The following is an 11961-nucleotide window of genomic DNA, read 5'->3' on the forward strand; positions in this document are numbered from 1 at the left end:
TCCTCGCTTTCATGATCGAGTCTTCCCTGTGATCCTTCGGCTCAGCTTCCTTCTCTTTCTACTCGCCTCATGTGGCGCGCCCTCCGCTCCGCCACTCCATCACCCCGACCTGAGTTTACCGGAACTTGCAAAAGCGGCTGAGTCCGACTCCGCGGTGTTCAGTTCCTACAGCCCAAGCTCCGCGGTCCGCTGGAATCAGGGATGGCCTTGGAAGTTCGACCTGACCGGCATTGGCTGGGACAGTCCCATTACGGTGACGGCCATCACTTCCCGACACGTGGTGATGGCGAATCACTACCAGCGCAAAGCGGGAAGATCTGCCGTTTTTCACGACCGCGAAGGCAAGCCGCATCGCCGGGTGATCCTCAAAGTCGTCCCCACATCGAAAGTCGGACTTGGAAGCGATGTTGCCGTGGGTCTGCTCGATCAACCATTACCGAAATCCATCCGGACCTACCCCATTCTGTCCGTGACTTCTGAAGACGCCGGGCAACTCGTCGGCGCTCATGTGCTGGTTACCGAGCAGAAACGTCGCTTGTTCTTCCATCAGGTCAGAAGCGTGCATGAATCCTTCATCCACTTTCGATTCGATCCTCATCTTGCCGATTCAAGGAAGAAGCACCTCGTTACCGGCGACTCCGGCAATCCGAGCTTCATCCTTAGCAAGGGTGAGTTGGCTCTTATCGAAACCCACACCACTGGCGGCCCCGGCGCCGGTCCTTTCTACGGAAGTTCTCAGATGATCGCGGCACTCGAAAAGATCATTGCCGAAACCGACGCCAGTTACCAACTCCGAACCGTTGGCATCGATCAGAAGGTCCTGAAGGACGCCAAGGCATGCCGGGCATCCATGCCCAAGCCTGTCAGCGCCCCGCCCGCCTCCACGACCCCTCGGTCGAACTCGTCTGACACGACACCTTCAGCAAAGACGACTCGAACTCCACGGCCCCGCGTCGTGGTTCCGGAGAATCCTTGAGGCCGGATTTGCGACTCATGCCGCGAGAGATCGAGACCCTGGTTCAACTCGCCCGAGTCGAAGCCCGCATTCACCCGAGCTTTTTCTCAATCACGGCGTAGGCATTGTGATTGTGAATCGACTCGAAGTTCTCCGCTTCCACCCGGTACCAGACGATTTCTTCGTGAGCTTCGGATCGCGACGCGACATTGCGCACCAGATCTTCCACGAAAACCGGATTGTCGTAGGCGCGCTCCGTCACGGCCTTTTCGTCAGGACGCTTGAGCAGACTGTAAAGTTCACAACTCGCGGATCGCTCGACCAGATCGATCAATTCCTCGATCCATACCGGTTCGCGGAACCTCACCGAATAGGTAACCACACCCCGCTGGTTGTGCGCGCCCCGATCACTGATTTCCTTCGAGCAGGGACAAAGCGTCGCCACCGGAACCATGACCGTCACGATGAAGTCCAGAGGACCATCTCGCTCGGCTTCCACCTCGAAGCGAACCTCGTAGTCCATCATCCCTGGCTTGCCCGTAACGGGCGCCGCCTTGGAACGGAAAAACGGAAACTGGAATTCGACGTGGGCCCGACTCGCGTCAAGCTTGGCGAGCAATTCGCGAGGAAGCGCCGCCATCGAACGGACATCCAGACAGCCGCCGTGGGAATTGAGCGCTTCCACAAAGCGGCTCATATGGGTTCCCTTGTAATGTTCAGGGAGATCCACCGCCAAGGCTGCCATGGCCACGGTTCGCTGAACCGAGCCTCCTTTATCGCGGACCTCAATGGGAAAGCGCAGGCCTTTCACCCCCACCCGATCAATGGGCAGCTGGCGATCGTCCCGTTCATTCTGGGTATCCTTTAGCTCCTTCATGCTAGGAAAAGAAAAAGCCTGCCGCGAAAAACGGGCAGGCCTCCTCGTAGGAATCCGTGAAAACCCCCGATTAGCGCATCAGATTCACAGCGCGGGCGCGCTTGATCTCACGTGAAATCCGGCGATGCAGCTTAGCGGAAACACCCGTCACGCGACGTGGCAAGATCTTGCCGGTCTCGGACGTGAACTTCGAAAGAAGATCGGGGTTCTTGTATTCTACCTGCTCGACAGGGATATCGTGCCGACGAGTCGGCATCTTGCGGTTCGCCTTACGGAAGTTGATTCGGCGTTGAACGGTCTTTGGTTCAGACATGATATTAGCGGAGTTCGCGGTGGATGGTCCGGCGTTTAAGGGCTGGATTGAACTTCACCTTCTCCAGACGACCTGGAGTGCGGAGGCTCTTCTTATTGCGAGTGGTCACGTAGCGTGAAGGCGATTTGCCTTCAGCACGGGCCTCTGTGCATTCGAGTGTGATAATGTCGCGTGGCATGGAGAGATCGGTAAAAACTCGGGGGGCGCGGAGACTAGGACACTAGTCGTCCCCGTCAAGAGAAACTGACGTAGAATCCTCCCCATCGGGAAAATATCCGTTGCTGAAGCCAATTTCTGCCGCTGGACGGAAGCGCTGAGTCCCGTAGTCGCGCTCCCACTTGGCCTGGCAATCCACCGTCAAACGAGCAAATGGCAAGGCCTCGAGCCTTGGCTGAGGGATTTTCGCCCCTGAAATTTCGCAGATTCCGTAGACTCCGCGGTCGATGCGCTTGAGCGCCTGCTCAATCTCATAAAGCGCATCCTGCTCTTTGGCCAACATGCTCAGCGCAAAATCGCGGTCATAGGCATCACTGCCGGCATCGCCCTGATGCATTCCGCTGCCGGAAGCATCGCTACCCGATGCCGCGTCCTTGATTTCGCCGGCCACGCCAGACATGGCGTCGACCAGTTCATCGCGCAGATCAAGCAGACGCTGACGTTGTTTAACGGCAAAGGCCGTCAATTTGACAGGTCCTTGGGGCTTCGTTGGCTCCTCGGATTTGGCGGGAGCGTCCTTCTTAGCTGGAGTAGTTTTCTTCACAGAGTCCTTTGTTTTTGAAGCCACCTTCTTAGGAGCGGCGGCCTTGTTTTCAGGAGCGGCTTTCTTTGTCGCTTTTACAGCGGGAGCAGGCTTCTTGCCGGGAGCAACCTTTTTCACCGCCTTTTTGGCAGGAGCGGCCTTCTTTGGCGCTTTCTTGGCAGGTTTCACCGACTTCTTTGTCGTCTTCTTGCTTGGCTCCTTCGCGGCTTTTTTGGTCGCTGGCTTAGCAACCTTCTTGGGAGCTTTCTTGACCGCCTTTTTCCCGGCGGGCTTTGAAGCGGCTTTCTTTTGGGTCTTTTTTTTCGCAGCCATTGGATTGGATAGTCGGAAACGTCGCTGTGGATGCGATTCTTGCATCCCCTGCCTGAAACAGGGCGCGGTCGAATATCGGCTCTAATCCCCCGCTGCAAGTTGAAAGTTTGAATTGTCATCCGATTCAATCCTTTCGCGCGACGCGCTTGAAATGGCCGCCGGGTCGCCTAAGCTGCGCCTCCCGCCATGGAATTGAGCTCAATCGTTGAAGCACTCGTCACATCATCGGACGACCCCCTATCGTCCGAAGAAATCGCCCGTCTGGTGCGCGCCCGCGTCGCCGAAGCAGAGGATATTCTCGCCCGCAAGGCGGAAGAGGGCGAAACAACCGAGCCCCTTCCGGAGTGGATGACCGCCCTGGCGGCCGTTTCCGAGGAACAGATCATCGCTGCCATCGCTGAACTCAATCGAGCCTACGACGAGACCAACCGAGCCTTCAGCCTCCGAGAAGGAGCCAAAGGCTGGCGAATCTTCACCCGTGTGGACTACGGCGATTTCGTCAAACAGCTCTTTCCCGGCAGGAAGCCCGAGCGCCTCAGTGCTCCCGCAATGGAGACCCTCGCCATTATCGCCTATCGCCAACCGATCACCAAAGCCGCGATCGAAGCCGTTCGCGGAGTTTCCTGCGATGGCATGCTCCAGAAGCTTCTCGATCGGGAACTCGTCCGCATTGGAGGTCGTGCCGATCTCCCAGGGCGACCTCTCCTCTACGAAACCACCGGCCTCTTCTACGAGCATTTTGGCATCCGCTCGATCGATGACCTTCCAAATGCTGGCGAGCTTCGTAAGGTCAAGCTTCCCGAACCCAAGGAGGATTCGAACGAAGCCTCCCCTGAAGAACAACTCGCCCTCAGCGCTGCCGAAAAGAAGGCTCAGAAGCAGCAAGAGGCCGCAGGTGACGAATCCAACCAATCCTCTGACGAGGAAACCCAGACTGCTGAAGCGTGAATCTCGACGACATCCGAATTGGAATCGACCGCATTGACGGTCAACTCCTCGACCTCCTCTCCGAACGTGCCGAACTCGTCCACCAGGTTGGCGAGGTCAAGAAGCGCGATGGACTGCAGATTTATGCGCCAGAACGTGAAGAAGCGCTGCTGCGCAAACTCGTCGAGCGCAACCAAGGACGCCTGCCTGAAAAATCGATCCGGGCAATCTACCGCGAAATCATGTCGGCCGCCCTGGCGCTCGAGGATGACCTCAAGATCGCCTACCTTGGACCTGAAGGCACCTGGACCCACCAAGCCGCGATCAAGAAATTCGGCCACTCCGTCGAGTACACCGCCCAACCCAATTTTGCCGAAGTTTTTGATCAAGTCACCCGCCGCAAAGCCGACTACGGCGTCGTCCCGATCGAAAATTCCACCGAGGGTGCTGTTTCCCATACGCTCGATCTGTTCGTTGATTCCTCGCTTCAGATTTGCGCGCAGATTCTCTTGCGCATCGAGAACGGCCTGATGGCCTGCATCCCCCGGGATGAGATCAAGACCCTTTATTCCCACCCTCAGGTCTTTGGCCAGTGCCGGACCTGGATCCTCCAGAATTTCCCCAAAGCCGACCTTGTCGAAGTCTCTTCCACGACGCGAGCCGCCCAAATTGCCCGTGAGAAAGCCAGTGAAGGCGCCGCGGCAATGGGTGGTGCGCTGGCCGCGGAAATGAACGGCCTGACCATGCTGGAGGAGTCGATTCAGGACCGAGCCACCAATACGACCCGCTTCTTGGTCATCGGTGAGAAGACCTGCCCGGCGACTGGCAACGACCGCACCTCGATGCTCTTTGCCATCCATGACCGCCCGGGCTCACTTGTCCGCGCCCTTCAGGCTTTCGAGCACTTCGACATCAATATGTCGAAAATCGAATCCCGCCCCTCCAAACGGAAGGACTGGGAGTACGTGTTCTACGTCGACCTCGCCGGCCATTGCGAGAACGACGATGTTCAGGAAGCACTCGGCGAACTCGAGAAGCATTGCTCGATGGTCAAGTTGCTGGGCTCCTACCCTGACGTTTCCGAGTAATCGAAAACAGAGTGCGGATCATCCTTGCCTCTCAGGAGGCGCAGCAAACGACTCCACCTCAAACCTAAGGAAGAGCCGGAGCGAATCGCTCGGCGAAATTTTTGCTTTCTGCCACTAGTGGAGAAGGCAGGAGAATGCCACCCCGGGGGCTCAGACCTTCATCACTTCCGCTTCCTTCACGGCGACATGCTCGTCGATATCCTTGACGTGCTTGTCCGTGAGTTTCTGGACTTCTGCCTCGTGATCCTTCTGGCCGTCTTCGGTCAAATCGTTGTCCGCCTTCATTTTCTTGGCAGCGTCCATGCCGTCCTTGCGAATCGCACGGATGCGGACCTTGGCCTCTTCGCCGAGTTGCTTGACAAGCTTGGTCATATCACGGCGGCGTTCCTCCGAAAGTTCCGGAATCGGCACACGGATCGATCGCTCGGCGGCAACAGGATTCAGGCCCAACTTGGATTCACGAATTGCTTTCTCAATCTCGGGCGTGGTGGCCGGATCAAAAGGTGAAACCACCAGCATGCGGGGCTCCGGTGTGCTGATCACGGCAAGCGACTTCAGCTTCATCTGGCTCCCGTAACTGCGAACGAAGACGTCCAGATTTTCAATCAGCCCTGGCGATGCTTTGCCGGTGCGCACAGAGGCGAATTCGTGCACCAAGTGCTCCACAGCAGCTTGCATCGCAACTTCAGTTTCGAGAATCGATTCGGCGGGGTCCATGACAGTTCAGTAATTAGGGTTCTCCAAAATGATTCAGCCTTGGGAATCAACGACGGTGCCGACATCGGCTCCGAGAATGGCTTCCGTCACATTGCCGTGCTTTCCAAGATCAAAAATCACGATCGGAATCTTATTATCCATGCAGAGGCTGAAGGCAGTCGAGTCCATCACTTTGAATTGACGGGAAATGCACTCTTGGAAACTCACGCGGTCAAATCGTTTGGCATCGGCGTTTTTCTTGGGATCGGAATCATAGACCCCATCCACCATCGTCGCCTTAAGCACCTGGTGAGCACCCATTTCGCTCGCACGAAGGGCTGCGGTCGTATCGGTGGAGAAAAACGGGCTTCCCGTACCGGCGGCGAAAATCACCACCTTGCCGTCATCGAGTTGTTTGGCCGCTTTGCGGCGAATGAAAGTCTCAGCGACGTTCTTCATTTCGATCGCCGACTGCACCACACATGGCACCCCCTTGTGCTCGAGCGCACCCTGAAGCGCGAGCGAGTTCATCACGGTGGCCAGCATCCCGACGTAGTCGGCAGTCGCGCGATCCATCCCACGGGCACTCGCAGAGGCGCCACGCCAGAAATTTCCGCCACCCACGACAATCCCCAACTCCACCTCGCCGGTCTTCATCGCCTCCTTCACTTCGTTGGCGATGCGATCGACAATCTCTGGAGAAATATTGTCTCGGCTCCCCGTTTCCCGGAGGGCTTCACCGCTCAATTTCAGGATAACACGGCGTCTTGTGGAAGGCTCTTCGGAACTCATGCGATGTGCGGGGATCAAAGCAATCCACCGGCCCACGGGGAAGGGCAAAAACCACGGACTGCCGCTTTTAAAATAGAGACCCCGATCTTGAACCCCAATCCTTAGCCTCGAAGCCGAGCCAAATCGGCATAACGAAGCACCCTTTGCGCTCCATTTCAGCTCAATCCCCTGCTCCCCTCATTGGGGCTAATCTCCCTCAAGTGCGAACTGGGAATCGAGTTCCGTAAGGGAAGCCGTGCCTTCGTTCGTGCCCACGATCCGAATTCTAACAATCAGTGGATCGGATTGCGGTGCCTGATAATATTCCAGGGTCTTTCTAACCGCGACCATTCCCAACTTGAGCACCTGACGAATGGTGAGGTCGACACCATCGGGAATTGATAATTCCGCGACATCAAATTTCACGACAAGCCCCTCTTCGGTGACCTCTGCAGCGATCCCGATATTGCAAAGCACCAGCAGGTTTGCCTCCTCAACCGTGTAGTTCGGATTGTTGCTGGGCAGCTTGTGGGGAGTTCGAATCGACTCGATCAGGGTCTCGGGAAATGCTCCCGTCAGCGCCATCGGCCTGGAAATCACCGTCGCTTGAAGCGCTTCCCCCGTATCCGTGATCACCTCATCGACATCCGTCTCATGCAGGCTGACCGGCTCAAAAACAGGAACCACCGAAATGGTAGTGGCAGCGAGCGGGCCGAGCAAAGCTGCGAGGACAATCAGGGATTTCATAAGGTTGCGGAAAGAATGGCACGGAGTGCGGCACCAATCAATCGAGACGTGTCACAGATTCACCCTGCCAGCCACGACTCCAGTCAATTGCCGCCATTCGGCGGGATCCGTCAGCCTGTACGTGACCCAAGACAAGCAGGCCTTCGCCACAAGCCACCCTGACCTGCCCTCCCTCGATCGTCACCTCTCCCGGCTCCCCAAACCCGGCGCAGACCCCTGCGGGGAAGATCTTCAGGCGCTTGGTTTTCGCTCCATCTGCATAGGTCGTGTAACAGCCCGGCCAAGGGTCATAGGCGCGCAGGCGCCTTTCTATTCGCGGAGCGGACCACGACCAGTCGATCCGGCCATCCTCACGATCGAGCTTCGAAATATGGGAAATTTCTCCCATGCTCTCCTGGCTCATGCTTGCCGCCGTTCCATCTAACAGTGACGGCAGGCCTGCTTTCAAAGCATCGCGAGCGAGTTCCGCGAGACGGTCGTGGAGGCTCCCTCCGGTATCATCGTCATTGATCGGAGTTTCCTTTGCTAGAATGACATCACCGGCATCCAGCTTGGGAACGACATGCATCAGGGTCACCCCCGTCACCGAGTCACCGGCATCGATGGCCGCCTGAATGCAGGCAGCTCCCCGGTATTTCGGCAGCAAGGAGGCATGGAGGTTCACACAGCCGAGCGGCGCCATCCCGATCAGCCGCTTGGGAAGAATCTGACCATAGGCCATCACCACGATCAGATCCGGCTTCAGGGCTTCAATGGCCTCCAAGGTGCTTTCTTCCTTTACCCTCTCCGGCTGCAGAACCGTCATACCCACCGCAAGCGCCACTTCCTTGATGGGGGGCGGCTTGAGTTCACGCCTCCTCCCCGCCGGTCGGTCCGGTTGGGTAACCAGAGCGACAGGACAAAATCCCTCTTCAATGAGAAATCGGAAGGCGGGTATGGCAATTTCTCCGGTGCCAAGAAAAACAATGCGTGGATTTTCCATTAAACAATTTGGTCAGCGCACTCCAGGTAGACCGGCAGTGTCACGGCTTTCGAGATGATCTTACCCAGCACCTCAACCGGCGGTCGAGTCGCATCGATTTCCGTCACCAGATCTTTCGAGTAGTAGTCGAGCATCGGTTTCGTCTCCGCTTCGTAGGTTGAAATCCTCTGCTGAATGACGTCTTCCGAAGCATCATCAAGGCGGTTCTCCTTGAGTGCACGCTTGCGCATGCGACGGGCAAGCTCGGCACGATTCGGACACGATAGATGAAAGACCTGATGCACTTCGAGAAACTTGCTGATCATTTCCGCCTGCTCGACATTGCGGGGGATACCATCAAGCACAAGGAAATCGATGTCGGGTTTGTAGACATGGGACTCCGCCCAGTTGTCGACTTGAGCCTTCCAGAGCTCGACCGTGAGTTCGTCAGGAACCAGTTCGCCACGACTCGAGTATTCGACGAATCGGCGGCCGATCGCAGTCCGCGTGTCGAGCGAACGAAACACATCGCCACAGGCACAATGAAAGAATCGTGGGATTGACCCGAGGATTTTCCCCTGGGTGCCCTTCCCTGAACCCGGAGCACCGAGAATCAGGAAGGCTGGCCGTTTTACGTCGAGCGCCTTGATCATGAAGGAGCAAACCTAGAGAGCAGCCAAGGTCGCCGCAAGCGCCGATCAAGTCCCGGAGAAGACGATGAACAATGGCAAAGGCACGATCATCGCGGCATCCGCCAGGCACCTCAACGCATCCATCGAATAGCGCTCGCGGGTCCGATTGATGACCTGTAGCAAGGCTGCCGAGATCAGCACCCCGTAGAAGAAGGGACGAGTCAAGGGATCCGTGTCGGCGACGGAGCCTCCGAACATCCCCGGGTTATCCTGATACGCAAACCACAAGGATGCGGCTCCAAGCAGAATCAAGGGGAGGGTCAGACTGATTTCGTCGGCCGCCCTGATTTCGGGATCATTGGAGAGCCTCGAATGCTCCCACAGATGGATCGCCGATATGTTGAGGACACACAGCACACCGAAGCTGATCACTTCCCGGCTCTGCATCATGATCCAGAATGGCTCCATCGGCACATACACATGCGCCACCAGGGCGGTCCCCATGCCAAAGGTCATCCCCGCGACGATGTTGCGTAAGTAGGGAATGTCTCGAGTCGCAGGGACCATCACCACGAGCGCGAAAAATACTCCCACGAGAAGCATGATCGGAATCGAATAACCGATCACCTCCACAGGAAGATACGTGAGCGTCAGCCAAAGCACGGTGGCGGCAGCCACGACCACACCCAGCAAAAACTTCTTCCAGTGCTTTTGATGGAAATGATGTCGTGAGCCGAGCATCGGGTCATCTGGAGAACGCATCCTCACATCGATCAAGCGATCCACGACGTAGATGATCCAGACTGTTAGTCCGAGTGCCGCGTAAGCCTGCCAGGGGTGAAAATCAACCCGCCACGCACGCGCGAACATAAATAGCCACGCCACCGCAACCAGCGGGGCGTCCAGGCTCAACAGATTTGGCCACAGCCAAAATGGTGCTCGTCGATCCGGCATCGCGGAACCGGACCTTTCGCAAGGCCCGCCACCTTGGCAAGCCCGGGATTACAGAATACTTGGGATGCGACCCCTCCCCCCAACTCGCCATCTGCCACCGCTCTCAATGGAAACCGTCGCCTGCCAGGCTCCTGTTTCTCTCGACAGACCGATTTGCTCGTCAGGCCGAAATGGGCTTCCATTTCCCCATGGCGAATGCATCGCTCTTTCCGTGACACCTGAGACCCCCATTCACCAGGCACGCTTTGCCGGAATCGACTTTGAGTCTGCGGGGGCGGCGCGCGGCAGGACCGACGTTCCTGTCCAGATCGGGTTGGCGAGTTGGTCGATCCATGAGGGACATGCTCAGGCATACGTCTCCTACCTGAGATCATCGAGCCCGATCACATGGTCCGCTCGAAAAGTTCACGGCATTCAGGACGAGGACCTGATTGGCGCGCCCTCGCTCCTGGAACTCTGGCCGGTGATCAAGAAACGTCTGGGCTCTGCCGTCGTGGTCGCTCACGGAAAAGGTACCGAGAAGCGCTTTCTCCGTGCTTTTCCCGGCCATGGATTCGGCCCCTGGGTCGACACCCTGCTGCTCGCGCGCGCCGCGTGGCCGGAACTTCCGGACCATTCGCTTTCGGCCCTTTGCATCAGCCGCAATCTTGAACCGCGAATCCGGGAATTAGCTCCCAAAGGATCCTGGCACGATGCCCTTTTCGACACGATTGCCTCGCTCGCCCTGCTTGAGGACATCATCACCAGTTTCGAGCTCGCCGACCGACCTCTCGCCCAGCTTGTCTTCCCCGATACTCGGGAATGGCACCAACAACGATCGCGATAGATCACGAGCCAGAGTTGCATCCCAGCACCGAATCTCCATTCTCCCGCCCATGCCTACCGTCCATGTCGATCTCGCCGAGCGTTCCTACGATGTCGTCGTTGAAAATGGCGTCCTCTCCCAGGCCGGAGAGCGCATCGCCGCCCTTCGTCCCGGAGCCAAAGCGGCGGTCATTAGTGACAGCAACGTTGACCAACATCATGGCGACGCCCTCGCGGACTCATTGAAAGCCGCCGGCATCGAAGCAAGCCGTCACGTCATCCCTGCCGGAGAAGCCTCAAAGTCGTTCGAACAGGTCTCCTGCCTTTGCTCTTCACTAGCTCAGGCAAGCCACGATCGCAGCTCATTCGTGATCGCTCTCGGCGGCGGAGTCGTCGGTGATCTTGCCGGCTACGTGGCCTCCATTTTCTATCGCGGTGTCCCTTTCGTTCAGATCCCCACCACCATCGTCGCACAAGTTGACTCCTCAGTTGGGGGAAAAACCGGCATCAATCTTCCCGAAGGAAAAAATCTCGTCGGTGCCTTTCACCAACCCAAGTTGGTGCTCGTCGACCCCGAAGTCCTGCGCACTCTTCCGTCCCGCGAGTTTCGCGAAGGCTTCGCCGAGGTGATCAAGCACGCCGCCATCCGCGACGCCTCGATGCTTGGCGAACTCGCCGAACTCGACCCCGATTCTCCCGACGTTCCCGCCGACCTCATTGCCCGCAATATCGCCATCAAGGCGAGAATCGTGGAAGAGGACGAACGCGAAACGGCCGGCACGAGGGCCCTGCTCAACTTTGGTCACACCATTGGCCACGGCATCGAGGCCGCTGTCCCCTACGGAGAGATGCTCCATGGCGAAGCCATCTCCCTGGGACTACGGGCGGCACTCCTCCTCAGCCAGAAACGCGCCGGACTCAGTAATGAGGGAGCTCGGGCGGTGCTACAACTCCTCGAACACTTCAGACTCCCTGTCGTCCTGCCTGAAGAAATCGAATCGGCCACGATCCTCCAACGCCTGTCGCGCGACAAGAAATTCACCGCAGGAGCGATCCGCTTTGTGCTTCTTCGTGAACCCGGTGACGCCTATCTGGCTGACAACGTGACTCAGGAAGATCTTCGCGAGACCGTCGAGCAGCTACGGCAAACCCCGTAATTCAGCG

At 57.5% G+C, this 11961-nt stretch carries 15 protein-coding genes; 5 read left to right on the forward strand and 10 right to left on the reverse strand.

Annotated features, from left to right (window positions below; all coding sequences use genetic code 11):
* The first annotated feature begins 28 nt into the window (after window positions 1-28).
* Entirely contained in the window at window positions 29-976 is a 948-nt protein-coding gene (locus tag ACFQY0_RS07685) for a hypothetical protein (RefSeq protein WP_379710997.1), read from the forward strand.
* A 70-nt stretch (window positions 977-1046) separates the two neighbouring features.
* Here ACFQY0_RS07685 and folE2 read toward each other — a convergent pair whose 3' ends face one another.
* The 4 genes from folE2 to ACFQY0_RS07705 all read right to left on the reverse strand — a co-directional run bounded on the left by folE2 (window position 1047) and on the right by ACFQY0_RS07705 (window position 3262).
* A complete protein-coding gene (gene folE2, locus ACFQY0_RS07690) occupies window positions 1047-1832 on the reverse strand; it encodes a GTP cyclohydrolase FolE2 (RefSeq protein WP_379710999.1) in 786 nt (261 codons plus the stop codon).
* Window positions 1833-1902: 70 nt separating this feature from the next.
* Window positions 1903-2145 carry a 30S ribosomal protein S18 gene (gene rpsR / locus ACFQY0_RS07695; protein WP_379711001.1) on the reverse strand — a complete coding sequence of 81 codons (243 nt, stop codon included), beginning with the start codon at window positions 2143-2145 and terminating at the stop codon, window positions 1903-1905.
* A gap of 4 nt (window positions 2146-2149) precedes the next feature.
* On the reverse strand, window positions 2150-2323 hold the full coding sequence (gene rpmG, locus ACFQY0_RS07700) for a 50S ribosomal protein L33 (RefSeq protein ID WP_379711003.1): 174 nt from the start codon (window positions 2321-2323) through the stop codon (window positions 2150-2152).
* Between the two features lie 42 nt (window positions 2324-2365).
* The gene (locus ACFQY0_RS07705) at window positions 2366-3262 is read right to left on the reverse strand and encodes a TraR/DksA family transcriptional regulator (protein ID WP_379711005.1); all 897 of its coding nucleotides are present in this window, start codon (window positions 3260-3262) and stop codon (window positions 2366-2368) included.
* A gap of 141 nt (window positions 3263-3403) precedes the next feature.
* Between ACFQY0_RS07705 and scpB the strand changes: the two genes are divergently transcribed.
* Window positions 3404-4165: an SMC-Scp complex subunit ScpB gene (gene scpB, locus ACFQY0_RS07710; RefSeq protein WP_379711007.1), complete on the forward strand. Its 762-nt coding sequence runs from the start codon at window positions 3404-3406 to the stop codon at window positions 4163-4165.
* Entirely contained in the window at window positions 4162-5232 is a 1071-nt protein-coding gene (gene pheA / locus ACFQY0_RS07715) for a prephenate dehydratase (protein ID WP_379711009.1), read from the forward strand. The genes scpB and pheA overlap by 4 nt, the downstream gene beginning before the upstream one ends.
* Window positions 5233-5382: 150 nt before the next feature.
* Here the strand turns inward: pheA and frr are convergent, their stop codons facing one another.
* The 6 genes from frr to ACFQY0_RS07745 form a co-directional block, all read right to left on the reverse strand.
* A complete protein-coding gene (frr, locus tag ACFQY0_RS07720) occupies window positions 5383-5949 on the reverse strand; it encodes a ribosome recycling factor (protein WP_379711011.1) in 567 nt (188 codons plus the stop codon).
* 33 nt (window positions 5950-5982) lie between these two features.
* Window positions 5983-6720 (reverse strand): UMP kinase, encoded by a 738-nt coding sequence (pyrH, locus tag ACFQY0_RS07725; protein WP_379711013.1) that lies wholly within the window; start codon window positions 6718-6720, stop codon window positions 5983-5985.
* Window positions 6721-6906: 186 nt separating this feature from the next.
* A complete protein-coding gene (locus tag ACFQY0_RS07730; RefSeq protein WP_379711015.1) occupies window positions 6907-7446 on the reverse strand; it encodes a hypothetical protein in 540 nt (179 codons plus the stop codon).
* 37 nt (window positions 7447-7483) lie between these two features.
* Window positions 7484-8428, reverse strand: coding sequence for a methionyl-tRNA formyltransferase (fmt, locus tag ACFQY0_RS07735; RefSeq protein WP_379711017.1), 945 nt, complete (start codon window positions 8426-8428; stop codon window positions 7484-7486).
* Window positions 8428-9060: an adenylate kinase family protein gene (locus ACFQY0_RS07740; protein ID WP_379711019.1), complete on the reverse strand. Its 633-nt coding sequence runs from the start codon at window positions 9058-9060 to the stop codon at window positions 8428-8430. The genes fmt and ACFQY0_RS07740 overlap by 1 nt, the downstream gene beginning before the upstream one ends.
* A 45-nt stretch (window positions 9061-9105) precedes the next feature.
* Window positions 9106-9951, reverse strand: a complete 846-nt coding sequence (locus ACFQY0_RS07745; RefSeq protein WP_379711021.1) for a UbiA prenyltransferase family protein — start codon at window positions 9949-9951, stop codon at window positions 9106-9108.
* A gap of 253 nt (window positions 9952-10204) precedes the next feature.
* On the opposite strand from ACFQY0_RS07745, the gene ACFQY0_RS07750 reads away from it, so the two are divergent.
* Window positions 10205-10819, forward strand: coding sequence for a 3'-5' exonuclease (locus ACFQY0_RS07750; protein ID WP_379711023.1), 615 nt, complete (start codon window positions 10205-10207; stop codon window positions 10817-10819).
* Between the two features lie 49 nt (window positions 10820-10868).
* The gene (gene aroB / locus ACFQY0_RS07755) at window positions 10869-11954 is read left to right on the forward strand and encodes a 3-dehydroquinate synthase (protein ID WP_379711025.1); all 1086 of its coding nucleotides are present in this window, start codon (window positions 10869-10871) and stop codon (window positions 11952-11954) included.
* Window positions 11955-11961: the final 7 nt, after the last annotated feature.

This window comes from Haloferula chungangensis (genome assembly GCF_042664875.1).
GTDB classification, from domain to species: domain Bacteria; phylum Verrucomicrobiota; class Verrucomicrobiia; order Verrucomicrobiales; family Akkermansiaceae; genus Haloferula; species Haloferula chungangensis.

Coding starts and splice junctions, on each gene's coding strand:
- pyrH (WP_379711013.1), bottom strand. CDS start 6,720: ATGAGTTCCGAAGAGCCTTCCACAAGACGCCGTGTTATCCTGAAATTG.
- aroB (WP_379711025.1), top strand. CDS start 10,869: ATGCCTACCGTCCATGTCGATCTCGCCGAGCGTTCCTACGATGTCGTC.
- ACFQY0_RS07705 (WP_379711005.1), bottom strand. CDS start 3,262: ATGCAAGAATCGCATCCACAGCGACGTTTCCGACTATCCAATCCAATG.
- folE2 (WP_379710999.1), bottom strand. CDS start 1,832: ATGAAGGAGCTAAAGGATACCCAGAATGAACGGGACGATCGCCAGCTG.
- rpsR (WP_379711001.1), bottom strand. CDS start 2,145: ATGTCTGAACCAAAGACCGTTCAACGCCGAATCAACTTCCGTAAGGCG.
- ACFQY0_RS07730 (WP_379711015.1), bottom strand. CDS start 7,446: ATGAAATCCCTGATTGTCCTCGCAGCTTTGCTCGGCCCGCTCGCTGCC.
- ACFQY0_RS07740 (WP_379711019.1), bottom strand. CDS start 9,060: ATGATCAAGGCGCTCGACGTAAAACGGCCAGCCTTCCTGATTCTCGGT.
- fmt (WP_379711017.1), bottom strand. CDS start 8,428: ATGGAAAATCCACGCATTGTTTTTCTTGGCACCGGAGAAATTGCCATA.
- scpB (WP_379711007.1), top strand. CDS start 3,404: ATGGAATTGAGCTCAATCGTTGAAGCACTCGTCACATCATCGGACGAC.
- rpmG (WP_379711003.1), bottom strand. CDS start 2,323: ATGCCACGCGACATTATCACACTCGAATGCACAGAGGCCCGTGCTGAA.
- frr (WP_379711011.1), bottom strand. CDS start 5,949: ATGGACCCCGCCGAATCGATTCTCGAAACTGAAGTTGCGATGCAAGCT.